Genomic DNA, 25580 nt, shown 5'->3' with positions numbered 1-25580 from the left:
ATTTGACGAGCCGCGCATCATGCGGCGCGCTTCGACCACTTCTTGAATTGCGCGCCGAGCTTGTCGGCATACATCACGACCTGGCCAGAGCCGTTGTAGCCGCGCGCGAATGTCTCCCAATTGCGCGCGCGAATATCGTCGTCGAGCTGCGCATGCTTGATGTAGCCGAGCATATGGCCGAGCTGCGCCGCCTCGCTCTCCTTCGCCGCCGCGAACATTTCGACGGCGCTCGCGGCGCCGGCGGCCTCGAAATTCTCGCCGAGCACCTGGCCCATGCCGATCGAGATCGCGCGATAGGCGCACTCTTCGTGGATCGCGATGGCGCGAGAGAGGCGCGCATAATTGCCATCGCTCTGCTCGAGCGCCGAGCCGCCTGGATAATTGCCCTTGCGCCAATGCGCATAGGCGAGGCCGGCGAGCACAGCGCGATTGAGGCAGGCGTCATAGGTGGAGCTCGGGAGCTTCGCGAGCTGCCGATAAAAAACATGCGGCTCGAACAGGATCACCGGGCACCCGCGACCGTCATAGCCGGATCCACGCGACTCCACATCCATCACCGCATGCAGCGCCGCGACCTCGCAGCCGATCGAGCGCGCGGCCGCGGCAATATCCGCCTCGGTGATGCGCCGCGCCGCGCCGGCGAAGCTCGGCGGCGCCGACGCGGGGGCAGCGGCCACAGGGACGACGAGCGCCGGCTTGCCCCATTTGCCGAGCGCCGCGCGCGTCGCCGGGCCGGCGAGCCCGTCGATGGCACCGCGATAGAGCCCGGCGTCGCGCAGCATGATCTGCTCGAATGCGAGGCGCAGCCGCTCGGCGCTCCACGGCGCCGCGACGCCGCCGACGCAGGCCTGCACGGCGGCATAGATCGCCGAGCGCGACGCCGGGCCGAGCGCACCATCCTCGGCGAGCTGCGCGCCCTTGGCGTTGAGCGCGCGCTGAATTGCGCGCGCGTCGAGAGACCCCGTCGGGGCGTCCAGCTTATTCACCATTTGGGGACCTTTCACGTGAGGCCCCAAACAACGTCGCTCGGGGCTTGTACTCATGTTAATTTTTTACTAACGTGCGCGATCTGCTGCTTTCAGGAGCAAGAAGATGCGTAAGAGTTTCAGTCACGCCGCAGCGAGCTATCTCGACAATGGCGGCTCCCAAAGATATCTGACGCCGGTCCTCGACTATTTCGGCGAGACGCCGCTCGACGAAATCTTTCCATTCGACATTCGTAAAATGGCCGATGCGCTCTACCCGGAGCATTCGGCCTCATCGAAAAATCGAATGGCCATCACGCCCGCGCGCGCTGTGATCCTGCACGCCTACCAGCGCGGCTGGTGTCCTTATGTGCGCGTTCCGCGCTTCAAAGAGGGCAAGCCGAAGCGGAAAAGCCCGGCGTCGCAAGTCTGGCTGGCCACATTCATCCGGCAGTGCGAGAAGGACCGTCTGCCCCACATCGCGGCCCTCGTCCTTTTCATGGCGACGACGGCGGCGAGGGTCTCCGAGGCTATCGCCCTGCAATGGTCGGATATCGACGTCGCGTCGAAAACCGCGCTCCTGCGCAAGACGAAGACCGGCACAAATTCCATCCGCCATCTGACCGACGAGATGATCCGACGCCTCATCGCGCTCGGCGCCCCCATCCTAGGTTAGGGCGTGTGGGTCAAAGGTCCCACGTTTTGGCTCGGATAAACGCAGATACGATCTTAGCTGCTTCGATGTATCCGGTTGCGTTGAGATGGAGCGTATCTCCAGTCCTGAGCGCATCTGGCACCCAACCCTTTGCGTAGGCTGTCGCGTCTGGATATGGCCCGCTGGGCGCTCCGAGAGCGACGAGCAAATTAAAGAGGTCCAGGTAGTAGTTTGGATGGGCGGCAGCAATGGCTGCATTCTTCGCATCGATCGCGATCCGGCCAGGGTTGCTATACTCGGTGGACCCCGCAATAAAACCGATCCAATCGCCGACGATGACGAGATGCGCGTTCCCCGCGCCCATGCCATGCGCCGCCTCGACGGCGACTATCATCGCCTCATACTGGCCGTCCGGGTCCGTCCCGCCGTTTTTCCAAACATCCCCGAGATACGTGACCTTCGCCAACTGCGCCGCGGTGGCGGCCTGAAATCGCGCGTAAATCTGATCGCTGGTTTCGCCCGAGACGCCTTGATTCTCACAAGTGAGCCCACGCGCCGCCGCATTATAGGCGGCTGCATTCGCCATTTGCCCGCCGAGGCCGTAAGTCAGCGAATTTCCCCAGCCTATCCACAGCCGGTTATTGCCGCTGTAGTCGGTCGCGCGCGGCGCGTGGGACTTATATAGATGATCGGCGCGTAGTGATCCTTGCAGTCCATACTCCCACGCCAATGCCCCCTCGATGAGCCAGTAATTCGCGACCTGCTCGCCTCCACCAGGGAGCATCGCTGCATTGACCCGCAGATACCGAGCAAGATCAAATTTTGCCCTCACACTCGTCGCCGAGTCGTCGCCTCCGATATACGTGCCGGCCTCTGTTACTGCGCCCGTGGGCGCTGCGGTGGATGCGATCGAGTTGACATATGCGAGATTGGCGGCCCCGTCTGCTCTGACGCCAATTATCGCCTTGACGCCCTTACCGAAACCATCGCCGCTCGCGGGACTAGACCCGCCTCCGGGACCGAGCACGTAGATATGATCTTGCGTGGTGTCGCTGGTTGCCCTCTGCATGTAAGTCATGATGCGCAGATTGTCAGCAGCGCGCCCTGTCCGATATAGAGTCTTGTTGGTAGCGACAGCGTTCTGATCGGCTGACGAGCGACGCGCTACGAGAAATGACTGATAGGCGTCAATATGTGGCTCGTCGCCGCGGAGTATGTTGCCGCCATCGACGCCGTTGAACGACAGCACTGGGATGCCGGTCGCCCAACTATCGGCGGCGAGCGTCGGCTTTTCTGCGGTTGTCGATGCGGTAAACGCCCATGTCCCGCTAGCATCGCTCCACGTCGCGACTTTGTTGCTTCCATCGGCCGTCACATTGATGCGGCTGTCATAGTCGAGATATGAGCCGACCGGGAGCTGCGAGAGGGCGAACGGCGACGGAGCCATCCCAGCGCCCGTATTTGGGGTGAGCAGGGGCTTGCGCATCGCGGCCGCCTCGCTCGCCGCCAGCAGCGTCACGCCGCCGGCGACGAGCGCTTCTCGTCTCGTGAGCTTCATGGCGCCCTCAATTGTCGGAAGAGACTTTGACGCAGACCTGCACGTCGCTGGTCGAGCCGAAGGCGGACGTCGAGGCGGTGGCGACGAGCACCAGGCGCAGCGAGCTGTCGGCGCTCTGGAAGAGCTTTCCGACGCCGTCGGCTCCCCAGACGGTCATCGTGCCGAGGTTGCTGTAGGGGCTCGCCAGCGAGATCGGCGCGCGGACATATTGCACATCGGCGGCGGCGATGTTCGCCGCAGCATGATCGGCGAGCTGCGCGGGCGTTCCCGGCGCCGCCGAGAATGGGAAGGCGAGCAGCGCCGCCGTCTGCGCCGTCTTGCTCGTCACCACGATCGTATGAATCATCCCGCGATTGAGCGAGCCGAACACATTGGCGAAGGTCAGCACGCCGCCGATCGGATAATTGGCCGAATAGGTGGAGGCGGTGATCGTCGGCGTCACGCAGACGACGCGCGTGAGGCCGGCGACGACCTGATCGCTCGCGCCCGGCGTCGAATGATCGATGCTGATCGGCGAGGAGGACGGCGCCGGCGTGACGTAGATTTGCGTGGTGAAGCTGCTGACCGCCTTGGCCCAGAGAGCCGAGCCCTGCGCATTGAACCGCACGGTCGCGCCCGGATCGAGCCTGACGCCGGCGGCGCCGATCGGCTGAGACGCCGACACCTGCACATAGGCGCCATGGGAATCCGCCTGGACGTCAAAAGAGCCGGAGGCGCTGATCTGCGTCCAGGCGTTCGGCGCGATCGAGTAATTCGAAGTGTCGGCGCGCGCCGGAATGGCGGCGCAGAGCATCATTGTCGCGAGCGCGAGCGCCGCGGCGAGGAGGGTGAGGAGCCTCATAGGATGTTCCTTTGGGTTACAACGAGGTAGCGCGCCGCCGCTCATTCTTGCCGGGAGGCGGGAGGCGTGCTTTATGGGCGCCGCAATTGCACAAACCAGTTGCAGGCTGATAGCTGGGCTAGTTCTTGCCCGACCGTTTACCTGGAGGACCGGATGTCCCTAAAAGCGGCTTTTGCTCGCCAGCGGGCCGTGATCATGGCGCTGATGCTCCGCAACATCCGCACGCGCTACTTCGGCCACGGCCTCGGCTATCTGGTCGCGATCGCATGGCCCCTCGTGCATACGTTGATCATCATCGGAATCTTCTCCCTCAATGGCCGCATCGCTCCCATTGGGGAAAGCACCACGCTTTTCGTGGCGACCGGAGCCGTCCCTTTTCAAGCGCAATCCTATCTCTCGACCTTTATGATGACCTCCGTGCTCTCGAGTCGGCCGCTTTTCGCCTTTCCAGAAGTCAAGGTGATGGACGCCCTGCTCGCGAGCATTGTGCTGGAGGTTCTTTCCTCCTCCGCTGTCGTTCTGATTCTCATTGTGATCGGCGTCGCTTTCGGCGAGAACCTGATGCCACGGGACTTGGAGCAGGCGGCAAGCGCTTATGGAGCCGCTATACTGCTCGGCGTCGGCCTCGGATTCTTCAACGGAATACTGGCTCTAATCATCCCAATATGGGCTATGCTGTTCGCGGTATTCCGCATTTTGCTATGGATTGCCTCAGGCACTGTTTTTTTGCCGGACAACCTGCCGGAGCCCTATCGCACGATACAATCCTATAATCCGATCGCGCAATCGATCGAATGGATGCGATACGCTTATTACGATAGCGTGGGGGCAGGATTCCTGGACCGCGCCTACGTCGTGAAGTTCGGGATCGTGGCGATTTTCGTAAGCCTGCTGGTCGAGCGCATGACGCGGGGTCATGTGTTGTCGGCGAGATAACTGAAGCAGAGATCCTCGCCGCCGCGAGGACGGCCCGGATGGATCGAGCCATTTGGGGAGGCTCCGGTGGTTTGCTTCCGAAAGGGAGAGCCGGTAGGGTATGACCATCCCGACAATCACTGAGAGATTTTGGTGAGGTCAAATCAGACGGACGAGCGTTATTTCATGAATGGCCTGTCGGCTCAGGAGGTCGCGATAGTCGCTTTCATCGAGCTCGATCGAGACTCCAAGGCCAGAGAGTTGACCTCTGCCGAGCATTCGGCGTGGCTTCTCGGCCAAATGGCAGTCGATGAAGCCACGCCAGAAACGCGCGAGCGCCTTCGTTCCATTTATGGGAACCGGTGAGCATCTAGTCTAGGCGCTCTGCTGTCATATGCAGATTATATGTTGGGCTTCGGCTGTTTGACAGTCAGTGAGGGGATATAATGCCGATCGAAACAGACCTTATTCTCTCACTCGGGACACTATGCGAGATCACGCATAACTTGCGATTTTTCTACGGAGTTGAGCGGTCAGGCCTATTAGATTGGTTTGTGACGCCGATCACCTCTATTCCAGGCTTGATCGATGCGCGCTTCCGTCTCGATATCTCCGACGACACCCTCAATCTCGTTTCGCTCGGCGAGGGTGTCGATAGCGTCATGCATCTACCGACTGGAATTTTGCTCCACCATTCGTTTCCTCGCGACGAAAGCCATCGTGTCGCAGCCAATTGGCGAAGCGAAATTCCCCGCGCGATAGAGAAATATGCATTCCTCGGCGATCGAACGGCGCAATGGCTCGACGCCTCCCACCGCCCGTGTCTTTTTGTCGATCGCGACGGCGCACACCAAGCATTGGACGACGCGCGCCGCGCGGCATGTCTATCCGCAACTCCCGTCTATGACGATATCCTCCACGCGCTTCGCAGCGCATTCCCGGCGGCCGATCCAACGCTGATCGCCGTCAATCCGACATGTGCCATCGTGGACGAGGGCCGATCCGATCTTCGCATCGTGACTGTCGGCGATTACGGCGAATGGCATGATGGCGTTGAGGGCCATTTCGCCGGGAAGGTAGATGCATGGCGGGATGCACTTGGATCACTCGATATTCGTCTGCTCAACGAGGCTGTTGCGGATTGCGCGCAGCTAGAATGATTGCTGGTTTCTTACGAAATATGATTTTAGCACCGAAAATATATCCATTCCGCTCATGATTACAAATGGCAGCATAATGATTGCCAGGACATAATCATGAGTAACCGCGATGATCTCGACAGCCAAAGATATCGTGACATTAGCACCGAGGAACATCCCATAAAACAGAGCGTAAAATTCGTTCTTGCTGATTTTATCTTCGCTCATCTCTTCGGCTCCTTTGCGTGCATGGCGCGGTAATTTTCCGTTACAGATGTAGCATCCCGCACGAAGCAGCGTGCGGGATGCTACCAATCAATTCAGACGCTCGGTCGTGATGCGCAGATCAAAAGTCGGAGTCCCTGTGACCCCCGTGGCGTGCACAGAATAGCTGATCGTCTGACCTCCGAGATTATACACTGTGCGACAACCATCGCTTTCCGCGTTTGCGACCGTGGTAGCTACACTGTTGATGATCGTAGACTGCGCAGCGCCGTCATTCCACCCCAGGCCGAGAGACCAGCTACCCGCAGAGCCAGTAGCTCTGTTCACGATATAATAGCAAACGCGATACAAGCCCGAATAGACAGGTTTGACGAGATCGCCTGCGACTGTGGTTGTGTCGTGTCCAGAGATAATAACGTCAGGGGCCGTCTTTTGCGGAAGGCCAATATCGAGCTTCGGGATGTTCGTCGGATAAGTTCCGCCGTTCGCCTCTCCGATTGCAGTCAAAATATTCGGACGAAGGTTATCGCTCGGTGTGCCCGAATAGTTCCACTGTAACCCGGTAGCGCCGGGGTCTTTGCTTATGTCGCCGGCCCAAAATTCGTTAGCCGCCGGATAGAGGTTGTTCGCTGTGAAATCGAAAAACACCGCCGACGAATTTGGGCCGTAAGCACCCTGAATGTGCAATCCCGTGAAAAAGTTAGAATCAGTGACGCGCAGGTAAAGTCCAGAACCATGATTGGTTCCGGTCGTGTTCAGATGAATCTCGAGTAGCTCAAACGTGTTTATCGCCGTATCAGTAGAGCCGTCGTCAGCGCCGTCGAGACGAACTCCCGTCGTGTTGTCGAAATCCCCGGTTATTACCGTAACATTTTTCCAGATATTTCGACCGCTATTATAAACATGGCCGCCAAAATTCGATGACGGGTATGTATTCGAGAATATTCCATAATTGACAAAACTTGCGCTCGTTAAGTTGCGCACGTAGCCGTCCGAAGCCGCATGAAGCAGTAGACCTCCACCTCCCGAATTATTTCCGTAAAGGTATATTTCTTCGAGCCCCCACCCATTCAGAGGACCATCGACACTTATCGTCGGGCTCCCATCGGCAGGACCAACCCATGAAAATTGCACGCAAGCAATAGGTGTAGCAGGGTCGGTAGATACCGGCGTATCTCCGCTCCCAACGAGATGAACACCGCTGCGCGTAGATTTTGTAGTCGCGTTGCCATCGCCGATGTGAATGGTGGACGCAACATTATAAAAACCACAGGGAAGTGCAATACGGCCGCCCCGTGTCGGAAGCGCATCAATGAGCACTTGAATCCGCGCTTGCGTCGGCGCGCTTCCTGTGTTGTCCACACCCGCCCAACGCCCATCCCACGTTGTCGGCGGCAATTGCGCCAACCAGCATTTACCGTCCGCCGATGGCACCTGCGAAAACCCATCGCCGGCGCCCGCATTCAGCGAACAAACAGAGCCGGACGGGAGGAAGACGAGCGGGCTACTATCCCCGAGGGTCGAATAGCCGAGTCTCGCAATTGCTGTCGCATATGTAGTTGGATGCGACGAAAGCGCTGTATTGTTCGCCATGACAGCTTGCACGGCGCCGAATGTCGCAAGACCATTCAAGCTGTTCGCCGCATTACCGAGCGCAGACGCGACGCCATAGCCGAGTCCAGACAAATCTATGACATCCGGCTGCGTGAAGATAAAGCTTCCCGACGTATCAATGCCCGTCGCGAATTCATGGCTCGGCGCCGTCGCAGCATAGACGCCGCCACGATAGCCAACGCTCGGCGGCAGGAGTGACCACGCATGTCCCGTCGCGTCCAACGTCGCCAATATCGGGAATTGCGCGCCATCCGACGCTCGTAGCTTATACGGCGACGACGAGGTATCGAGCCACCATTGGCCGAGCATCGGCGCGCCAGCGGGGCCATTCGTCGGCGTGGAGGCTCCGCTCGAATTGCCGCCGAATCCGTAAATCGCAGTCCAAATATCCTGCACCGCGAGAGCCGCGAGCGGCTGGCCCGGCGCGGTGACGATCGTCGGATCCGACGTCCCGAAAATATCGGTGATCGGCGACCACGCGGCGAGATTGTCGAAAGCCGGCGGCGAGGAGGGGCTGACGCTGGTGACGCCGATCGTCACCTGGAAGACGAAGCGCGCGACATTGATGACGCGCGAGCCATCGGTATAGGTCAGGTCGCCCTGATAATTGCCCGAGAGCGTCGCCGCATCCTGCTGGCTCATCAGCAGAGCCAGCATCGCCTTCTTGTTCGTATTGTCGGTGGAAATAACCCGGATGTTTCCGGTCCCCGTCGAGAAGCTATGCGCGGGCGACGCGTCGCTGGGCGAATGCTTCAGGCTGAGCGCGAACGATCCGAGCAGCGGGAAATTCGCGGAGGGAATCGAGACCGTCAGACTGCGCGCGAAAGTCTCATTCGTCTTGATGGTGACGACGAGAGGCGCCGCGGCCATGATCGGGGCCGCGGCCGAGACGACGAAGGTGAGCATCATCGTCGCGGCGAGTGCGCGAATATATCGGATCATGTCGAAGGTCCTGTGCGCAGGAAAGACAGGGACGATCAGCGTCGCCCATTGATGTGGATCACACCGCTCACGAAATTGCCGACGCTCGGGAAAAATCGAATTCCCGTCACAGCGCCGACGCCGGTCCACCAGCCGCCGCCGGTCACATGACAAAGGTCGCTCACCGTCGTCGGCTGCGTCGTGTCCCAGCGAAGCGCTTTCGGGCCGCTCGATTGAGCGGGATCGGTGATCCTTATGCTGCCATTGCAGCCGGGAGCCGCATTCGCCGTATAATTGCCCGGGCGAGAGATCGAAATTCCGCCGGCGCCGGTGGCGCCGTAAGATGTGTTTCCGCCCGTGTCGGCCGTATGCGAGGCGAAGCTGTAATTCGCGCCCTGGAAGGCTCCGCCGCTCTGAATTTGACAATAGAGATCGACGCCACTGGCGCTCGGCAGCAGATTGCTGATCACGATCTCATATTCGATGCAGCCGGAGAGCAGGCTGGCCGTATCGAACAGCTCGGCGCTATTGCTCGCCGTCAAGGTCGCGAGCCGATACCAGCTCCCTCCCGGGAGATCGGCGCCCGCGACGCTGTCCTTGATGGACATGCCGCCGAGGCCGAGATTGGTCCGGCCGATCGCCTTGGCGCCGGAGCCGAGGCCCTGATCCGCATCGATGCGCAGGCGGTTGCCGAGCGCCGTCGCCGTCGTCGTCGCGAAATTCGGGTCGCTACCCAGCGCATTGGCGAGCTCGTTGAGCGTGTCGAGCGTCGTCGGCGCGCTATTGACCAGCGCCGCGAGCGCCGCCGCCACAAAGGCGCAATTGGCGATCTGCGCGCTATTCGTGCCGGGCGCCGCCGTCAGGACCGTGCCGACCCCTATGATCTGCGGAGAATCGAGCGGCGCGAGCGCGGCGAGCGCCTCTGTCAGCCCGTCTATGCTGGAGAGGTTGAAGCCATCGATGAGCGCCAGCAGCTTGGCCAGCGTGTCGCCGCGAGCGGCGACGCCGCCCAGCACCGCCGTCAGCACCGCATCGCGGATCGGATTGGCGTCGCTCAAATAAGCTGTCAGATAGGCCGATATTTGCGCGGCTTTGGTTTGCGCCTCCTCGGCGTAGGGCGAGATCGCATCCTGCACGGCGGCGATGGCTTGCGCCGTGCCGGCGGCGATCAGCGTGTCGAAATCGGCGCGCACCGCCTCTGTGGCGGTGAGACGCGTCCCGACCGATCCGAAAATTCCGTTGAACGTGTCTGCGTCGAGCGGCGTCGTGCGGTCGACATGGTAATTATTGTCGGCGGATGGCCCGGTCATTCCACAGCCCTCACAGCGCCGTCATCATCACATCTTGCACGAAAGGCACGTCAGTGACCTCCGTCGAGGTCATGTCGATGCGATAGCGCGCCGCGGTCGTCGACGGCACGGTGAATGCTGCGAGCAGCTTTCGCTTCTTCGCATTGGCCGCGTCGACCGTGACCACGACGCTCGTCGGCGTGTAGACGGTCGAGCCGATGACGATTTTCGGCGTCGCTGCATGCTTGGCGGCGTCGAATTGATCGAACTCCGTCTCCGTCTGAATGCTCGTCGTCGAAAGGCCGAAATCATGCGATTGCGAGATGGCGACGCATTCTCCGCGCGGACGATAGGTGACGCCGCGCGCATTGGCGTCGAGAACAATGGCCGGCTGCAGCTCCGTCGTGCCGATGAAAACAGCCTGCAGCTGCACCAGCGGCGGAAGGCCCATGAGATCGCTGGCGCCGTCCGCATTGTCGAGCGTGAGGCTCTGCCATTGCGCATTCGGCAGCGCCGGATTTTTGATGCGCCAGGTGACCGGGACGCCGGCGGCCTGCCAACCGGCGTGAAGGATGCGAATTTCCGTCATGCCGCTGTCGAGCGTCAGCGGCTGAAAATCGACGACCGTTCGCGTGGTCGCGAATTTCGCGCAATTGAGCCGGAAGGCGAAGTCGCTGTCGACGGAAGGCTGCGACCAGACGCCATCGGTGCAGAGAAAGCGCGAGCCCTGCGCGAACTTGTTGCCGGAGACCGTCTCGAGCGAGTGATTCCCCGTCGTCACCGTCGCCCAGGCGTAGCGCTTGCCCGGGTCGAGCAAGGTCGGCGTCATGGAGAATTTCACCCAGCCGACCGAAAGATCGATGACATTCTTGACGACATGCGCGATCACATTGTCGAAATTCGGCTCGCCGTCGTCATAGCAGCCGAGGATGAGTAAATGGACGTCGCCATTGACGCCGACGCCTTTGAACGAGAGATCGACGCTGGTGACGATCGAGGCCTGCGCGTTGAGAAAAGTCTGGCCATAGATCGAGCCGTTGAGGCCGACCTCATTGGTGATGTAGTCCCAATAGGTGTCCGTAACCGTGCGCTGGATGACCTGCTGCACCTCGTAAATCTCATGGCCCGGCCATGGCGCGCCGGGGCCGAGATCGGCGACGACCTGAAAGGTCTCGCCATCCTTCGTGAAGAGCGCGCCGACCGATTGATTGGCGAGCGCGCCCCAGCCGGCCTGATTTTCGCAAATCGTGACCGTCGGGCCATATTCCGTGACCGTGCGCGAGAGCGTCTTCTGCACGGCCGTCACGACCGTATGCGTCAGCTCCGAAATATTGACGGAGCCGCCGTCGCCGAGCACCTCTATGCGCGTCTCCTCCGTCCAGACGGGGAGCGCCAGATTGCCGGTGATGGTGAGAGACGGATTGTCGGAGCTGAGCAGCGCCAGCTGCGCATCGCGCTGGCCTGCCCAGGGAAACCGTATGCCCTCACGAATGCGGGCGAGCCAGGATGCATTGGCCGCGTCCCAAGCGTCGCCGAGCAGCGCGGGATCATACCAATAGGCGCGCGCCGCGTCGGGAAGCTTCAGCTTCACGCGAATGAGCGCCACGTCGGTTTTGAGCTGGCGGAACGCCACAGGGCTCGGAATATTGCCGAGCTGCCCATAGATGGAGAGAATATCAGTTTTGATGGTCTTGACCGAGGATTGGACGTCCGAGACCGCCCCCTCCGCCTGCGTCATGCGGCCTTCGACCTCATAGAGCGACTTCGCGCGCAGGTCCTGAAAGATCTCGATCGCGATAATGGCTGTGTTCGACAGCTCGACAAAAGCGATGCAGCAGCGGTCCGAAGGTATCGCCGGCTTGGCGGGCGTCGGAGAGGCCGCGCCCTGCACGATCGTGAAATTGATCTTGCGCGTCTCGGCGATCGGCAGCGATTGAGAGACCGTCTCCTCGGTGTTCGCATCGACTTCCACCAGTCGGTTGCCGGAGACCGTCTCGACGGCGCCGTCCGCCAGGATGGCGATATATTTGCGATCGCTGGAGATAATCGGCAGATAGCTCTGGACGCTGATGACCGCCGCTGTCGCATTGCGATAGACGATCGCGCCCGCGAATAGCGAGCCGGCCGAGATGGACAGCTGCAGCGGATTGAGCTGAGACACGGCGAAATCCGCCCAGTGACGCGGATAGTCGATCGCGCCGCCGACGACATGATCGACGCCGTCGCGCGCGAAGCTGCCGATGTCGTTGAAATCAGTGACTTCGGCGACTTCCGCATCAGTGAATATTTTGCGGTCCATCAGAACCTCTTCCTGTCCACGAAATCGCCGACGTGATGCGAGCCGTCGAGCAGCGGAGCGTCACCGAATGTCAATTTGCGCTTATGCGCGAAGTCGACGCGATACCAGCTCTCGGGCGCCTTGGCCGCGCGCAGCGCCGCGCAGATACGATGAAACGGCTCACGCGAGGGCGTGCGGATCGGCTTGCGGCCGATCGCGCCGCGCCCGAGCGTGAAAGCCCGCGGCGGCTTGTGCGTGACGGTCTTGACCAGATAGCGCGCCGTGAAATCCGGGTGCGCGACGGGCGTGCGGCCAATCGCGCCGCGATTGACGACGAAGCGCGCCGGATAGGCGATTGTCGCGACGATCGTCGCATCGACATAGGACAGAAATCGCGCGCTCGCCGCCCGCGTTCCGACCTCGAAATTGGCGACGATCGCTTCCGCCGCGACGCGGCGCTTGACCGCCTCGGACCAATCCGAGAACCACAGCCGCACCCCGTCATGCACGGCGAGAAAGGGCAGAAAGGCGATCGGCGCCGCGGCCGGATCGAGCGCGGTCCTGATCGGAACGGGGAGCGCGTCGCCCATGGCGAGCGCCAGGCCGCGCTCGAAGGGCGCGCCGGCGCCCGATTGCGGCAAGAGATCGGCCGGCGTCGTCACGTCTGCGCCTCCGCCGTGATCGCATGCGCGCCGAGTATCGGTATCGCATAGGGGTCCGGCGCAATGTCCGAGACGGGCGCCGATATCGCCGCCAGCACGACGCCGGATCCATAGAGCGCGCCGACGAGGGCGGTGACGGGAACGAGGCCGCCGATCAGCATGCGATCCGCCGCCGTGGCGACGAGTCTCGCATCGGCCTCTAGGCGCACCGTCTCCGCATCTGGGCCGCGGGCGACGGTGATCGCGCCGGCGACGGCGTAGACGTTGCGGGTCGCGCGCAGCGCCGTCACCGCGACCGCCTCCGGCTTGCGATTGTCCGCGAGCAGCGCCGTCCGGCAAATCGCCAGCTCGCTGTCGGTGAGATCGCGGCCGGCGGGGCCGGAGAGCACGACATCGACATCGCCGCGGCGTCCATGGACGGCGCGGCCATTGACCTGTGCATGATAGAGCGTCGGCAACGCCGTGTAGACGTCGTAGAGATAGCCCTCCCGGCTTCCCGCCGCCGGCCGGGAAAAGGCGAGCAGATAGCGCATCAGCAGACGCGCGTCGGATTCCATCACCGCCGCCTGGTCGCCCGTCGCCGGCGTCACGACGAGGCGCTGGACATTGGCGCGCGCGACCACATTGTCGAGATCGTCGCCCGCGGCCAGCGGCGCGAGAACCGCCTTGACCGCATCATTGACGCGCGAGCGATCGAGCAGGCGCAGATAGGACCATGCCTGCGACGCGATGACGACAGGGTCGGTTTCCAGCACCCCGACGTCATAAGCCGGCAAACTCGAATCGATCGCGCGCGCCGCCGCCCAGACGGTCGAAAAGCGCGCGAGAAAGGCGCTCTGCAATGTCTCGTAGGACAGCGCCTCGATGATCGCCGGCGCCGGCAGGCGCGAGAGATCGATCGTCGAGCCGGAGAGATCGACCGCCATCACATATTCACCGTCTTGGGAATGACCACGGTGTAATCGCCCTCCAGCGCATTCGGCCGATAATCGCCCTCGACGCCGAAGCCGAGGCGGCCTTGCCGCAGGCGGTCGGCGCTATTGCTCGCGGTCGGGAAAACGAATTTGCGCAGCTTGAAGCGCGGCTCCCAGAGCTCCACCGCGATCGCATAGGCGGTCATGAAGCGCAGCATGGCGGCCGGCGTCACATTCTCGCGCCCGATCAGACCCGGAACCGCCGAGCCGAACAGGCGGCGCATCACGCGGGCGCCGATCCTCGTCGTGAGAATGACCTCGAGGCTCTGGACGACATGCGACCAGCCTGTGAGAGGCTTGCCCGTCCTGCGATCGACGCCGGCGCTCGTCATTGCCAATCCGTCGCATCCGGCAGGCCGGAGATAATTCCGAGGCCGCCGGCGACGCCCTGAAGATTGCCGCGGAAGCCGACGGCGCTCTGCACCACGCCGCCGACGAGAAGAGAGCCGGCGATCTTCAGCGCGCCATTATGGGCGATCTGCGCGGCCTCTATCGTCACGCGCTCGGCGGATCGATGCGTGATTCCGCCGGCCCCGATGGTGACCGAATGCTGGCCGCCGAAGCCGCTGATGGTGACACCATCGCTCGGATGGAGCTTGACCGCATGCTCGGCTCCGCCGATGCTGACCCGCATTTCCAATCCGCCGTCCTTGGTCAATGTCCAGCCATGCAGAAGATCGCCGGCGTTGCCCGCCCATGGATGCGCGTCGTCGACGGTCGCGGGAGACGGCTCGTCCTTATGCACGGTCACGGAATGGCTCTGCTTCGCCATCGTCTCGGTGACGCCGTCGACCTCGCGCTTCAGGCTCGCGTCCTTTTGCGTGACGCGCGACTTTCCGCGCACGTCGACGTCGGCGTCGAGATCATCGGTCGGCGCCGGATTATCGTCCGACCATGTGAAAGGCATGAGCACGGCCCGCTGAATGTCCCCGCCGGGGCAGAGGAGGCTGAGCTGCTGGCCGATGCTGGGCGGCGACCAGGATTTGCGCGCGCCGGCGATTTGCGACGGCGGCAGCCAGGGCGATTTGACCGCATCGCCGTTCTCATCGACGCCGATCTGAATCCTGACGCCCTTCTCCTTGTCGCGATCGGTCACCGTACCGTGGATCACCGATTGCTCATGCGCCCAGCGGAGACGCGCCAGCTGCTCATGCGTATTCGCGACCTCTTTCTGCAGCTCGGCGATGAGACGATAGAGCATATGCATCAGCTCTGCGGCTCCGTCGTCGTCGGATCGGCCGGCTCCTCTATATCCGCCGCCTCGCCTGGGAGATCGGCGAGATCGCCGGGCGCGCCGGCGACGCCCAGCGCCGGGCCGTAGGATTGCGACAGGCCGAGCAGCGCGAAATCGGCCTGCCAGGCGGCGAGATCGACATCGCCGCGGATTTGCCGCTCGACCACATCGGCGAGCCCGGCGATCTCGGCGGTGTCGCCGCGCATGGCGGCCAGCAGATCGGCCCAGACGCCATCCGGCGCCTGGCCGATCATCGGCTCATTGATCGTCTCCACCGTCATTTCGACGATGCGAGCCGCGATCTTCTGGCCCTTGTCCAGCTCGAACAGATCGGCGCCCGTCTCGATCATCGTGATCTCGAGCACGATGGCCCGAAACAGATTCGCCCAGACGCTCTGATCGGCCTGCAGGGCGATCTCGCATTGCCGCCAGAAGCAGGCGAAGGCGAGCGCGGAGGATGTGTCGACAACGAGCTCCACCGCTCCCGTCATCCCTTCCGCGCTGACCTCCGAGGGGAGAAACAGCTCGAAGCGCGGTCGGCAGATCGTCGCCTCCAGCAATCTGCGCCCGGCGATATGCGACCGGCCCGAGGCCGCATAGACGCAGATCGTCGGAGAGGTGACCTCGATCGGAGCCTTGGGCTCCAATCGCACGCGATCCGCCGCCAGCGTGCGCCCGCGCAGCGCCCGCGAGGCGGCGAGCCCGGCGGCATAGGAGACGAGACCGGCCATTTTCCCTCAGAGCGGAGCGAGCTGGCAGACGAGACGGGACACGCCGTCCGGCTTGGCGGATTCGACGCGATAGCGCGGCGCCCCCGCGCGATCGACCGCGACGATCTCATCGCCTTCCCTCGGCGCCGGATGATCCTCGTCGAAGGAAAAAAGCGAGAAATCGGCCGTCGCCTTCACAGCGACGACCTCGGATTTCGCGCCGGCGTCGACGAGACGCCCCTCGGCCCGCAGGACCTCTGTCGGCAGATCGAGAATGCCCATGATCCGATAGGCCGGAGAGGAGAGCTGCGTCGAGCGCGTGAATTCCGCCGGCGCGAGCGGGCGGATTTCGAGCAGCGTGGCGAAGGCCTCATCGAGCGCGCCATCCGCCTCGGCGAACAGCGCCTCGAAAACGGTCACTGCTGCGCCCCGGCGTCGACCTCGACCAGCATTTCGGGGCGGCGGCAGATGGCGAGCGGATTGCTCTCCGTATGCAGCTCGACGCCGGCGCCATGGTCGAGGATCTTCGGCGAGACATAGACCTCCTTGCCCGGCATGTTCACGAAGCGAATGTCATTCGCCGGCGCGAAATGCGTATAGAAGCTGTCCATCGTTCCGACGGGGCGGGCATGGCCCTTATTGTCGGCGACGAAGGGAGAGGAAACGCCATTGACCGGCGCGCGGCCGTAATATTCACGCCAGCGGATTTGCTGGAATTCGAAGACGCGGCCCATCTGGCCGCCGCTCTTGACGCGCTCGATATTCGCGAGCTGCGCGGCGGCCTGCCAGTTCACCCAGAATTTCTCGACCTTTGGATGCTGAACGAAGGCGTTGAAGAAGCTCGGGGAGACGATCACCTCGATATAGCTCATCGTCTCGCCGCGCAGATTGGTGACGATCGCCTCGAACAGCTTCTCGCACTGGCCGGTGATATCGGCATTCGGGTTGGAGAGATCGAAATAGATGATCGTTTTCTGGAAATTGAAGGCGGCGAAGAGATCGTAGATCGTATTTCCCTTGCCGTCGGTGAGGAGGCCTTTGAGGGCGCCCATACGGATCCATTCGAGCGTGATCGAATGACGGTTGCGGATCGCGAACAGGCGCTTCGCCGTCTCATCCTCGAGCGTGCGCGGATGCGCGCTCGTCCCCACGACGGTGATCAAATTCTGCAGGTCCTGCGGCTTGATCACATCGTCGAGCGGGAAATGCGGGATCTCGAAATAGAGCGTATCGCCGGGCGTGCGCTTGGCGACCGTGGCGGGACCGCCGCGATCGACCGCGGGAAGCACGGCGAGCGTGTTTTCCTCGCGGCGCACCTCGACCAGCGTCGACATGGAGCCGGCGCTCGGAAAGACGTTGAGGTCATTGATCAAGCCGTAGAGGTTCGGCAGGCGGTTGATCGTGCCGGTGAGCTGCACGGCCGTATAGGGAAAATTAATCTGGTCGGTGGTGATGCCGGTCATGGCGGGGAGTCCCATTGGAGGGCCGGCGCGACCGGCCTATTGGAAAGATCGGGGATTACAGGCCGGCGCGGACGACGACGCCGCGCGGCTCGACATCGGCCAGCGCCTGCGCCTTTTGCGCATCGGTGAAGCCGACGGGCCAGACGATTCCGCTATCGGCGAGGATGGCCGTGCGCTTGATGTAGACGATGCGGCCATCGGCATTGCCCGGATCGCGGACGATCGCCGAGAAGCCCTCGCATTTAGCCGAGCCGTCGAGCGCCGCCGGATCGAGAATTTTGATCTTGCCGGAGCCGGCCGCGATGGTGACGTCGAAGCCGTCGCCGACGATGAAATCGGTCGCGCCGTCGGCGATGGCGAATTTGATCTGATTGGCGAAGGTCGAGCCGACGACGACATCGCCGAGCGCGCGTCCCTTGGGATCGAAGACGCGGAAGGTGCCGCTGTTGGAGGCGGCGGCGATGCAGCGCACCGCATAGACGCCCACCTCGGCGCTGACGATGATCGGGGTGGTTCCGTCCAGGCTGAAAACGCCATTGCCGGTGTTGCCGCCGGTCTTGGCGGCGACCGAGGCGGCGCCGATCGAGACCTTGCCGAGCGGCGTGCCGATGATGACGGCATTATTGGCGAGCAGCGCCGCCTCTTCGCGGCTGTAGGCGAGCTCCTCTTCCCATTTGACCAAATCCGAAATCAGCTTCGGCGCGGATACTGTGCGAACCGGGGCGACCATGCGAGGCTCCTATGAAATCGAGCGTGCGTCAGCGACCGCGCATATTGGCGATCATGCGATCGGCCGCCGCATCGAGACCGGCGGCGAGGGATTCCGCCGTGGTCTGCGTCTCGACGTCGACCTTCGGATTGGGGACGAGCGCATCGAGACGATGCGTCTTCTCCGGGACGGCCGGGGGCGGCGATGCGGCCGGCGCCGCGGCGGCGAGCGCTTCCGCCGCCGCATCCGGCGACATCGAGGTCTTGAAGGCGAAATGCTGCGCCAGGCTCTCCCGGCCCTTGGCGTTGGCATGGCCGAGAATGGCGCCGATGCGCTCGCGCTCGCCGCTCGCACCGGCCGCGAGGCCTTCGTTGCGGCCTTCGGCGCGCCCTTCCGCGCGAGCGGTCGCGACCGCCGCATTATGTTCTGCTCTCGGAATATCGGTCACATCCATCGTAGGTCCCTTCGCTAATGAGCCGCCAATGCGGCTAGAGCTTTTCAGTGAGGAGAAAAGATCGGCCAGCGTGCCGACGTCATCGGCGAGCCCGGCGGAAACGGCGTCGGCTCCGATGAAAGTGCGCGCTTCCGTCGCGCGGATCGCTTCTTCGGTAAGACCCCGACGTCCCTTCGCCACAGTGCGGACGAACATCGAATAGAGCTGATCGACCTCGGCTTGCAGGTCCGCCCTTACGCTCTCGGGAAGAGGCTCGAATGGATTGCCGTCGACCTTGTGTCCGCCGGCGTAGATCAACGTCGGCGTCACGCCCAGCTTATCCATGCGCCTCGATTGATCGAGATGAAGCATCACGACGCCAATCGAGCCGGAAATTCCCGAGGGCGTCGTAATAATGCGCCAAGCTCCCGACGCCATGGCGTAAGCCGCCGAGGCCGCCATTCCATTCACGAGCGCAACGATCGGCTTCTCGGCCGAAATCGAGCGAATGACATCCGCCATCTCGAATGCGCCGACGGCTTCGCCGCCTGGACTATCGAAGTCGACGATAATCCGCTCGACCTCGCGATCCGCGGCGGCGGAAGCCAGCTGCGCCATCACGCCTTCATAAGACGTCAAGCCAGACGGAGCGCCGATCCATGCCCCACGATTGACGAGCGATCCTTCCACCGTCACCAAGGCTAAGCCGTCTTTGAAGAGATAGCGCGTTTGAACGTAGGTGTCGCCATAAGCGTCCTTAAGGCGAGGCCCGCGTCTCTCTCCGTCGAAGCGATCGAGCATCTGTGAGCGCCCGGATCGAGCGGATTCTACCTCTGCTTTGGCGGCTGAAAGATCGAGCATCGGCGCGACGCCATCCATATGCTCGGCGAGCACCGATGCGATTACCTCGGCCTTGCGCGGATGCAGCAATAGCGGCGTCTCGAAAGCCGCGAGCGCGATCTGTGCGAGATTGCGCCTCATGCCGCCTCCTTCTGGGCGCCCGGGCCGGCTGGACCCGTCGCCTCCTCGCTATCGGGCTTCGCGCCCTTGTTCGACTGCACGGCGGCGACGATCGACAGTCGCGAAAGGCCCTGCTCGGCAAGCACGTCATTCTCGAAGGCGATCTGCTCTATGTTCTCTTCCCAATCGAGGCCCTGCTCGGCGCATTCGATTTCGAGATTGGAGGTCAGGCCCTCCATGCGCAGCGCGGCCGCCTCCGCCTCCTTCGTCGGATCGACATAGCCGCGGCCGGGGCCGATCCAGCGCGCTGAGACATAGGCTTCCGGCATGTCCCAAAAATCCGGCGCGCCGGCCGGAACGACGATATAGCCCTTGTCGAAAGCCTCCTCGAGAAAGGCGAAATAAATCGGCTGGACATACTGCTCGGCGAAGACCGCCTGCAGGCGCTTGATCGTCCGCCATACCTCGTTCAGCGCCGCGCGCGCGCTCGAATAATTGGTGCGGCTCCAATCCATCGCCAGCTGCTCATAGGAGAGACCGAGCGCCGAGGCGATGCTCTGCAGGAAAGCCGCTTGAAATGCGGGGAACGCCGTCGTCGTGCGCGTCGTTCCGTTCATCGTGATCTTGCTGCCGGGCAGCATCAACGGAATGCGCACGCCGCCGAGCGTCGCCGGGTTTTTCTCGTAGTGGTCGACCATCCTATCCAGATAGGAGGCGCGCACTGATGCCCCATTTGTTCCGGCGGCGAGGCTCTTCGCGACCTCCTCGGCGGGGAGATCGCTCTCGACGAAGGCCGCGAACAGAGCATTCGCCGTCGCATTGGCGATTTCGAGATCGGCGTGCTTATTGACCATGCGCAGGCGCGAGACCAGCGATGCGAAGGGCGTTATCGCGCGCGTCTGATCCTCGCGCTCCGGCTCGAACGCATGAATGAAAACCGGGCGCCCCCAGGACGTCTCGCGCGGAATCTTCTCCCATGTCTGCGACTGAACGGCGGCCCACCAATCGCCGATGTGCGCATTGCGGATATAGTAATTGCTCGGAACGCCATCCGGGTCGAACTCGACGCCGCCGCGGATTTTCAGCGAATCCGGCATATTGTTCGGATTGCTGAGACGATCGGGATCGATCTGCGCGAGGCAGGTCGCATAGCGTGCACGCTTCAGCCGCACACGGCTCGTATCGAATTTCAGCGCGCCGCAGGCCTCGCCGACTGTCGCCAAGGTGCGCGCTGCGAGCCGAAACTGGCCGTTGAGCGACATCCGCCGACGCGCGTCATTGAACTTGCGCGGATCGCGCGAGAACAGTTTCCATTCCGAGCGGATCGCGCGGCCGAGATCGCGCGCCGCCTTCGGCTCGATCCCGAGCGCGCGGGCTTCGGGCGTCGGCACGCATTGCCAGCCATGGCCAACGAGCATATCGGCGAGACGCATCGCCGCTGCCGCCGCATGCGGATCATTACGGATGAGATCGCGCGTGCGATCGACAGAAACGCGAATATTCGGCAGCACGGCGGAATCGCCGGAAGTGAGCCCCGGCCAATAGGCGGCGAGCTCCTGGCTCATGCCAGATGCGGCGCGATAGGCCTGTGTGCCGCTGATCGCCGGCGGCGAGGTCATGGGCATTGCCGCGCGAAAGCCGCGCGGCGCCCAGCCGATCTCGCTCGCCGGCGTGACGCCCGCGATCTTGGCGAATTCCGCCATTCTGCTTCCGTTTCGTTAGAAGACGATCGAAATGCCCGAGGGCGCGCCGCCGCCGGCGAGCTGCGCCTCGAGACGGGCGATATAGGCGCGCAGCGCGTCGCGATCGGCGCGCTGATATTCGACGCCCTTTTGATTCGTGCCGTGGTTCAGCCGGATGGCGCGACGGCCGATATTCAGCTCGTGCAGCGCCTGGCGCGCCTCGGCGAGCCAGCGCTGGAGCGTGGCGGAATCGACGGCGGGAACGTCGGTCATCGCATCAAGACCTATTGAGCGCCGCGAGGCGCGCGAAAGGATCGTCGTCGACCTCATCCGCAGGAGCCTGCTGGACGGGAGCGGGCAAAGCGAGCGCGGGGACGACGACCTCGACGGCGCGCGGCGCGAACAGGCCTTGCGCGATCGCTTCCTGCGGCACGCCGCGGCGCTTGGCGAGCAGCGCCCATTCTTCCGGCGTCGTCGAGGAGAGGCCGAGATATTCCGCCAGCGCATTATTGTAGACGCGGCAGTCGAGAAGGTGATTGTCCTTCTCGCTCGGACGCAGCTTCCAGACTTTGCGCGTGCGGCCTTTGAACTTCTCATCGGCGAGATATTCCGAAGTTATCTGCCGAAAATACGTCTCGTCGAGCCACGCGCCGAAATGGCAATAGCCTTCAGGGTCGCGCTCACGCCCGGCGGCAAGCCCCTCCTTGTGCAGATCGGCGTAGAACGCGCCCTTCAGCGGCCAGGTGCCGACGGGCCAGAGCTTCGCGCCCTGCTTGATCTTCTTGCCGGCGAGATCGATGTCCACCAGCGTCGGCATGCCGATCGCCGGGCGCCCCCAGCCGTCGCGGCCGTCGAGGGCGAGCACCATGTCATTGCCCGTGTCCGGGTGCATTTCCTGATTGGCGCGCACCCATGCATAGACGACATGGCTGCGATAGCCGGAATCGACGCCGAGCGCATCGATGCGGCGCTTGCGGCCGAAGGCGTCGGAGAACTCGCGTTTCAGCGCCTGCGCTTTCAGCTTCTCGAAGGCCTCGCCGTCCGGCGACTCGGTCGATCCGTCGAGATAGAGGGCGTCAATGGGCCAGCTCTGCCGATCCGGCGCGACGGCGAGGATTTCGAGCCATATGCCGCGCATCTGGACGTCGGCCGCGGCGACGAGCATGAGGCCGCGCGGCGGAATATGGCCGCGCGGAAATTCGGCGCGGCGCTCCATTAGGCGCACATGATCCGGCGCATCGCCCTTGATTTCATAGGGCAGCCCGAACCAGAGATTGTAGAGCGCCTTGAGCTTCTTCGGATCGTCGCCGGCGTCGACGATCTTCTTGGCCAGGAAGGGCCAGGGGACGAAGGGCGAGCTGAGACTGTCGAAATGATAGGACGGAAATGCGCCGGGACGCGGATCGGTCGCGACCCAGCGGCCCTTGCGAACCATGTCGCGCTTCTCGAACTCGCGAATGATGGCGCCGCAGCAGGGCGCGACATAATAGGCGGCGTAAGGCTCTTGGCGCTCATAGACGAAATTCGCCGAGAGCGGGTCGAGCACGAAGAGCGACGGCTGGCCTTGATCGTCCGTGCAATGCGGGCAGGGGACATGCCAGCGGCGCTTGTCGCCGAGCGCGTGGCGCGCCTCGATCTTCGACGCGCCCTTGATCGTCGGTGTCGAAATATCCGCCTTCTTCCAGTCTCCCGACTTCAGAAAGCTGGTCAGACGGCCGTCGCTGAGCTCGAGCGGGTCGCCCTGATCGTTGAGATCGTCGGCATATTCGTCGATTTCGTCTCGGAAGAGCTTCTTCAGCGTTTTCGAGCGCAGATCGGCCGCCGAGGAGGCGAGCAGCAGGTCGAGTGAGCCGCCCGGATATTTCTTGCTGTAAGTGGTCGAGCCTTGCGCGCTGCGCGACGTCTGCGGAACGACTTTCGCCGCGAGCGATTTCGTGCCGTCGATGGCTATTTGCAGCTTGTCGCGATTGAAATCCGAGAGAGCGCCGTCGGTCGGCTGCAGAATCGCCATTCGGCACGGCTCTCGGTCGATCGTGTGACCGATCGCCGCGATGAGTAGCGTCGTGAAGCCGCTCTGCACGCCTTTCATGACGGCGAGCTCGTTGACGCCCGTGTCCGGGCCGAGAAAATTGAGCGGCTCGACGATATAGGGCGTCTCGGACGGATCCCACAGCTGACCCGCGCGCGGCCCGTCGGGGACGATGAGATTTTCCGCCGCCCAATCCGCCGGCGCGACGCGCTGCGGCGGCGTGATGACCGCCGCGAGCGTTCCAGCGACCACAGCGAGGGCGGAAATTCGAAATTTCAGCGTCATGCCGCGTCGTCCCGAACATCGGAGGACTCGCCGGAAGAGGCGAGGGCTGAAAGTTCCTTGGCGAGCTGGTCGCGCAGATCATGCGCGATCGTCTTGAGCAGGCGCGCGGCGCCGTTCGATCCCTGCGACGCCACCGCGGCGGCGAGATCATCAGCGTGCGAGGGAAGCTGGTCGATTTTTCGGACCATGACGTCGGCGCAGCGAGTCATCGCTTCGGTGACCTTCTCCAGCGGGAGCAGCTTGCCGAGGCGCTCATCGAGGTCGAGCCGCTTCAGCTCCGCCTCATAGGACGTCTTCAGCGCCTGCTGCGCTGTGTAGGCTTTCGAGGCCGATTGCGTCTCGACGCTCGGCGGCGCGGCCGCGGGCGGCTCCTCCTCGAGATCAGCGCCGCCGGCGAGCGCGCGAGCGAGATCGATCGTCTCGCCAGCGGCGCGATCGAACTCGGCGATGTTCACGAGCTTCGTGCGGCCCGGCCCCGGGCGCGTATGCACGAGGCCCTTGTCCTCGAACCGCGCCACGCGCTCGGCCACCGTCTGCTTCTTCAGCCCCTTGCGCTTGGCGAGGTCGGAGACGCTCATCCAAACGCCAGCAGCATCGAGGCCGGGCAGCAGGTCAGGAGGTGTCAGGTTGCTCATGTCAGGCATGTCAGGCATGTCAGGGCGGCCAAGTCAGGCCATCGCTACCGTTTCCCCGCACCTTTTCGAGCCGTGTCGGCGGCCGAAAGGGGGGAAGGACCCGTCAGCCGCGGCGTCCCGCCACCAGGGTCAGCACGCGACCGACGGCTGGGGGCAGCTCCTCGGCCACAACTCTTTGAAAAACTGCGGCTGTCTCGCCTATTACCATCTCGTTCGGTATGAAGACGCCACTCTTTACCTTCTTGATTTTACCTCGCCATACGCCCCCGGCCACATTCCGAAATACTTGGCCGTTGAGCTTTGGCGACAATCGACGGTTCGCGCCTCTACCTGATTTGATAAATGCGCCGGCAACGAATGTCCGCACATTTCCCCAGGGGAACGCCAAGACACCGCCGCGCTCTTCTCGCGCATTGAAATACTTGAGCGAAATATCCCCTCCACGGGTGACGAGCGAGTAGGAAATCTCGGCCTCGCTCGCCCCCACGTCATGGACCGACCTCGGCACAGTCGATCCACTCAAGCCCGTCTGCATTCGCAGCGGCGCGATGATCGCCTGATGCAGCTCGGCGCCGACGCGGTTCAGCGCGCCGACGACCTGTGTCCGAAACGCGCCCGCCGCGACTTCGTCGAGACCTTCGATCTCTTGACGAAGCGCGGCGTCGTCGAATGTAACGAGCAGCTTCAAGCGACGCTCTCGGGGATTTTCGGGATAGCTACGCCGTTTGCGCCAATTCGCGATTGGCGCAGCGCGAGGATGCGGACTTGATCGGAGGCCGTCGGCCCTGCTCCACAAGCTCCACATGTCCGACTTCGATCGGTAAAGGCGTCGGACGGCCGATTATGTCGAGCAGTACGCGCAGCAAGCCGATCTTGTCAACGCCCTCGACAACAGCAATGAGCCCCTCGAACGGCCCGACGAGAATACGCACGCGATCGCCAGCGCCATAGCGTGCGATCTCCGCCTCGCTCGCCGCCCCGGGATTGAACTCGCGATAAAAGGCGATCATCGCATCCGGCACGGGCGAGGGCCGCTCGCCGCTCTCCAAAAACCCGAATACGCCGCGCATGTCCTTCACCGCGCGGATGGTGCAAGCGCCTTGCTCACCGTCGAGCTCCGCCCGCAGGAACACGTAGCGGCCGAAACGCGGGCGCTTCGTCACGCGCCGCACATGACGGCCGGACCTCGCCAGCTTCTCCCGCACATGAGAGCGCTTCACATCCACAGGCCGCAGCATTTTGAAGCCCGCCGCGCAAAGCCGCAGCGCGACCTCTTCATCCTTCCCCTCGTAGGCTTCGACCACATACCAGCGCTCGACCATTTCGCCCTCCGTCGCCGACTGTCCCACCTGTCCCACCTCTTCATTTGAGAAAAGAAGAGGTGGGACGCGCTAAACACATGTA

Annotated in this window: 26 protein-coding genes; 4 read left to right on the top strand and 22 right to left on the bottom strand. The window is 63.0% G+C overall.

Translation table 11 applies throughout. The features are described from left to right. Window positions 1–17: 17 nt before the first annotated feature. On the bottom strand, window positions 18–989 hold the full coding sequence (locus tag K369_RS12420) for an N-acetylmuramidase family protein (RefSeq protein ID WP_051949253.1): 972 nt from the start codon (window positions 987–989) through the stop codon (window positions 18–20). A 103-nt stretch (window positions 990–1092) separates the two neighbouring features. Here K369_RS12420 and K369_RS12415 point away from each other — a divergent pair, with 103 nt between their 5' ends. After that, entirely contained in the window at window positions 1093–1641 is a 549-nt protein-coding gene (locus tag K369_RS12415) for a site-specific integrase (RefSeq protein ID WP_051949252.1), read from the top strand. 10 nt (window positions 1642–1651) lie between these two features. On the opposite strand, the gene K369_RS12410 is transcribed toward K369_RS12415, so the two are convergent. After that, window positions 1652–3178, bottom strand: coding sequence for a hypothetical protein (locus K369_RS12410; protein WP_036291579.1), 1527 nt, complete (start codon window positions 3176–3178; stop codon window positions 1652–1654). Window positions 3179–3185: 7 nt separating this feature from the next. Further along, window positions 3186–4019 (bottom strand): hypothetical protein, encoded by an 834-nt coding sequence (locus K369_RS12405; RefSeq protein WP_036291577.1) that lies wholly within the window; start codon window positions 4017–4019, stop codon window positions 3186–3188. 153 nt (window positions 4020–4172) lie between these two features. On the opposite strand from K369_RS12405, the gene K369_RS12400 reads away from it, so the two are divergent. From K369_RS12400 to K369_RS12390, 3 genes are all read left to right on the top strand, one after another. Further along, a complete protein-coding gene (locus tag K369_RS12400; RefSeq protein WP_051949251.1) occupies window positions 4173–4955 on the top strand; it encodes an ABC transporter permease in 783 nt (260 codons plus the stop codon). Between the two features lie 165 nt (window positions 4956–5120). Beyond that, window positions 5121–5300: a hypothetical protein gene (locus K369_RS12395; protein ID WP_156967873.1), complete on the top strand. Its 180-nt coding sequence runs from the start codon at window positions 5121–5123 to the stop codon at window positions 5298–5300. Window positions 5301–5380: 80 nt separating this feature from the next. Then, the gene (locus K369_RS12390; RefSeq protein WP_156967872.1) at window positions 5381–6094 is read left to right on the top strand and encodes a hypothetical protein; all 714 of its coding nucleotides are present in this window, start codon (window positions 5381–5383) and stop codon (window positions 6092–6094) included. On the opposite strand, the gene K369_RS27155 is transcribed toward K369_RS12390, so the two are convergent. The 19 genes from K369_RS27155 to K369_RS12295 all read right to left on the bottom strand — a co-directional run bounded on the left by K369_RS27155 (window position 6086) and on the right by K369_RS12295 (window position 25498). Continuing rightward, window positions 6086–6301: a hypothetical protein gene (locus K369_RS27155; RefSeq protein WP_036291570.1), complete on the bottom strand. Its 216-nt coding sequence runs from the start codon at window positions 6299–6301 to the stop codon at window positions 6086–6088. The two genes, K369_RS12390 and K369_RS27155, sit on opposite strands and share 9 nt — an antisense overlap. Before the next feature lie 87 nt (window positions 6302–6388). Further along, window positions 6389–8854, bottom strand: coding sequence for a hypothetical protein (locus K369_RS26485; protein ID WP_156967871.1), 2466 nt, complete (start codon window positions 8852–8854; stop codon window positions 6389–6391). 35 nt (window positions 8855–8889) lie between these two features. Continuing rightward, window positions 8890–10143 carry a hypothetical protein gene (locus tag K369_RS24690; protein WP_051949250.1) on the bottom strand — a complete coding sequence of 418 codons (1254 nt, stop codon included), beginning with the start codon at window positions 10141–10143 and terminating at the stop codon, window positions 8890–8892. A gap of 10 nt (window positions 10144–10153) precedes the next feature. Beyond that, a complete protein-coding gene (locus tag K369_RS12370) occupies window positions 10154–12421 on the bottom strand; it encodes a hypothetical protein (RefSeq protein ID WP_036291566.1) in 2268 nt (755 codons plus the stop codon). After that, window positions 12421–13062 (bottom strand): phage tail protein I, encoded by a 642-nt coding sequence (locus K369_RS12365; RefSeq protein WP_036291564.1) that lies wholly within the window; start codon window positions 13060–13062, stop codon window positions 12421–12423. The genes K369_RS12370 and K369_RS12365 overlap by 1 nt, the downstream gene beginning before the upstream one ends. Then, window positions 13059–13988: a baseplate J/gp47 family protein gene (locus K369_RS12360; protein ID WP_051949521.1), complete on the bottom strand. Its 930-nt coding sequence runs from the start codon at window positions 13986–13988 to the stop codon at window positions 13059–13061. The genes K369_RS12365 and K369_RS12360 overlap by 4 nt, the downstream gene beginning before the upstream one ends. Then, window positions 13988–14368 carry a GPW/gp25 family protein gene (locus K369_RS12355; protein ID WP_036291562.1) on the bottom strand — a complete coding sequence of 127 codons (381 nt, stop codon included), beginning with the start codon at window positions 14366–14368 and terminating at the stop codon, window positions 13988–13990. The genes K369_RS12360 and K369_RS12355 overlap by 1 nt, the downstream gene beginning before the upstream one ends. Beyond that, entirely contained in the window at window positions 14365–15237 is an 873-nt protein-coding gene (locus K369_RS24685) for a phage baseplate assembly protein V (protein WP_210165051.1), read from the bottom strand. Before K369_RS24685 ends, K369_RS12355 begins: the two co-directional genes overlap by 4 nt. Before the next feature lie 5 nt (window positions 15238–15242). After that, window positions 15243–16001: a hypothetical protein gene (locus tag K369_RS12345; protein ID WP_036291560.1), complete on the bottom strand. Its 759-nt coding sequence runs from the start codon at window positions 15999–16001 to the stop codon at window positions 15243–15245. A 6-nt stretch (window positions 16002–16007) separates the two neighbouring features. Beyond that, the gene (locus tag K369_RS12340) at window positions 16008–16400 is read right to left on the bottom strand and encodes a hypothetical protein (RefSeq protein WP_036291558.1); all 393 of its coding nucleotides are present in this window, start codon (window positions 16398–16400) and stop codon (window positions 16008–16010) included. Next, on the bottom strand, window positions 16397–17443 hold the full coding sequence (locus K369_RS12335; RefSeq protein WP_036291556.1) for a major capsid protein: 1047 nt from the start codon (window positions 17441–17443) through the stop codon (window positions 16397–16399). Before K369_RS12335 ends, K369_RS12340 begins: the two co-directional genes overlap by 4 nt. Window positions 17444–17498: 55 nt before the next feature. Beyond that, entirely contained in the window at window positions 17499–18173 is a 675-nt protein-coding gene (locus K369_RS24680) for a head decoration protein (RefSeq protein ID WP_051949248.1), read from the bottom strand. 28 nt (window positions 18174–18201) lie between these two features. Next, entirely contained in the window at window positions 18202–19566 is a 1365-nt protein-coding gene (locus K369_RS12325) for a S49 family peptidase (RefSeq protein WP_051949247.1), read from the bottom strand. Further along, window positions 19563–21248 carry a phage portal protein gene (locus tag K369_RS12320; RefSeq protein WP_051949246.1) on the bottom strand — a complete coding sequence of 562 codons (1686 nt, stop codon included), beginning with the start codon at window positions 21246–21248 and terminating at the stop codon, window positions 19563–19565. Before K369_RS12320 ends, K369_RS12325 begins: the two co-directional genes overlap by 4 nt. A 15-nt stretch (window positions 21249–21263) precedes the next feature. Beyond that, entirely contained in the window at window positions 21264–21500 is a 237-nt protein-coding gene (gene gpW, locus K369_RS12315; RefSeq protein ID WP_036291554.1) for a gpW family head-tail joining protein, read from the bottom strand. A 4-nt stretch (window positions 21501–21504) separates the two neighbouring features. Continuing rightward, window positions 21505–23541 carry a phage terminase large subunit family protein gene (locus K369_RS12310; RefSeq protein ID WP_051949245.1) on the bottom strand — a complete coding sequence of 679 codons (2037 nt, stop codon included), beginning with the start codon at window positions 23539–23541 and terminating at the stop codon, window positions 21505–21507. Further along, complete coding sequence (locus K369_RS12305) at window positions 23538–24176, bottom strand: MarR family transcriptional regulator (RefSeq protein ID WP_198033111.1); 639 nt, start codon at window positions 24174–24176, stop codon at window positions 23538–23540. Before K369_RS12305 ends, K369_RS12310 begins: the two co-directional genes overlap by 4 nt. Window positions 24177–24279: 103 nt before the next feature. Then, window positions 24280–24864 carry a hypothetical protein gene (locus K369_RS12300; RefSeq protein ID WP_051949244.1) on the bottom strand — a complete coding sequence of 195 codons (585 nt, stop codon included), beginning with the start codon at window positions 24862–24864 and terminating at the stop codon, window positions 24280–24282. 28 nt (window positions 24865–24892) lie between these two features. Continuing rightward, window positions 24893–25498: a transcription termination/antitermination protein NusG gene (locus K369_RS12295; protein ID WP_036291549.1), complete on the bottom strand. Its 606-nt coding sequence runs from the start codon at window positions 25496–25498 to the stop codon at window positions 24893–24895. Window positions 25499–25580 lie beyond the last annotated feature (82 nt).

It is taken from the genome of Methylosinus sp. PW1 (assembly GCF_000745215.1).
In the GTDB taxonomy this organism is placed as follows: domain Bacteria; phylum Pseudomonadota; class Alphaproteobacteria; order Rhizobiales; family Beijerinckiaceae; genus Methylosinus.
Note: the sequence above shows the minus strand (reverse complement) of the source record. Positions and strands in the feature narration are given on the sequence as shown.

Bases quoted from the DNA above. Each gene is read 5' to 3' on its own strand.
- K369_RS12295 (WP_036291549.1), bottom strand. From the start codon at position 25,498: ATGGTCGAGCGCTGGTATGTGGTCGAAGCCTACGAGGGGAAGGATGAA.
- K369_RS12310 (WP_051949245.1), bottom strand. From the start codon at position 23,541: ATGACGCTGAAATTTCGAATTTCCGCCCTCGCTGTGGTCGCTGGAACG.
- K369_RS24690 (WP_051949250.1), bottom strand. From the start codon at position 10,143: ATGACCGGGCCATCCGCCGACAATAATTACCATGTCGACCGCACGACG.
- K369_RS12400 (WP_051949251.1), top strand. From the start codon at position 4,173: ATGTCCCTAAAAGCGGCTTTTGCTCGCCAGCGGGCCGTGATCATGGCG.
- K369_RS12360 (WP_051949521.1), bottom strand. From the start codon at position 13,988: ATGGCGGTCGATCTCTCCGGCTCGACGATCGATCTCTCGCGCCTGCCG.
- K369_RS12405 (WP_036291577.1), bottom strand. From the start codon at position 4,019: ATGAGGCTCCTCACCCTCCTCGCCGCGGCGCTCGCGCTCGCGACAATG.
- K369_RS27155 (WP_036291570.1), bottom strand. From the start codon at position 6,301: ATGAGCGAAGATAAAATCAGCAAGAACGAATTTTACGCTCTGTTTTAT.
- K369_RS12410 (WP_036291579.1), bottom strand. From the start codon at position 3,178: ATGAAGCTCACGAGACGAGAAGCGCTCGTCGCCGGCGGCGTGACGCTG.
- K369_RS12355 (WP_036291562.1), bottom strand. From the start codon at position 14,368: ATGACGAGCGCCGGCGTCGATCGCAGGACGGGCAAGCCTCTCACAGGC.
- K369_RS12320 (WP_051949246.1), bottom strand. From the start codon at position 21,248: ATGGCGGAATTCGCCAAGATCGCGGGCGTCACGCCGGCGAGCGAGATC.
- K369_RS24680 (WP_051949248.1), bottom strand. From the start codon at position 18,173: ATGGTCGCCCCGGTTCGCACAGTATCCGCGCCGAAGCTGATTTCGGAT.
- K369_RS12415 (WP_051949252.1), top strand. From the start codon at position 1,093: ATGCGTAAGAGTTTCAGTCACGCCGCAGCGAGCTATCTCGACAATGGC.
- K369_RS12395 (WP_156967873.1), top strand. From the start codon at position 5,121: ATGAATGGCCTGTCGGCTCAGGAGGTCGCGATAGTCGCTTTCATCGAG.
- gpW (WP_036291554.1), bottom strand. From the start codon at position 21,500: ATGACCGACGTTCCCGCCGTCGATTCCGCCACGCTCCAGCGCTGGCTC.
- K369_RS12370 (WP_036291566.1), bottom strand. From the start codon at position 12,421: ATGGACCGCAAAATATTCACTGATGCGGAAGTCGCCGAAGTCACTGAT.
- K369_RS12420 (WP_051949253.1), bottom strand. From the start codon at position 989: ATGGTGAATAAGCTGGACGCCCCGACGGGGTCTCTCGACGCGCGCGCA.
- K369_RS12335 (WP_036291556.1), bottom strand. From the start codon at position 17,443: ATGACCGGCATCACCACCGACCAGATTAATTTTCCCTATACGGCCGTG.
- K369_RS12325 (WP_051949247.1), bottom strand. From the start codon at position 19,566: ATGAGGCGCAATCTCGCACAGATCGCGCTCGCGGCTTTCGAGACGCCG.
- K369_RS12305 (WP_198033111.1), bottom strand. From the start codon at position 24,176: ATGAGCAACCTGACACCTCCTGACCTGCTGCCCGGCCTCGATGCTGCT.
- K369_RS12345 (WP_036291560.1), bottom strand. From the start codon at position 16,001: ATGGCCGGTCTCGTCTCCTATGCCGCCGGGCTCGCCGCCTCGCGGGCG.
- K369_RS26485 (WP_156967871.1), bottom strand. From the start codon at position 8,854: ATGATCCGATATATTCGCGCACTCGCCGCGACGATGATGCTCACCTTC.
- K369_RS12390 (WP_156967872.1), top strand. From the start codon at position 5,381: ATGCCGATCGAAACAGACCTTATTCTCTCACTCGGGACACTATGCGAG.
- K369_RS24685 (WP_210165051.1), bottom strand. From the start codon at position 15,237: ATGCTCTATCGTCTCATCGCCGAGCTGCAGAAAGAGGTCGCGAATACG.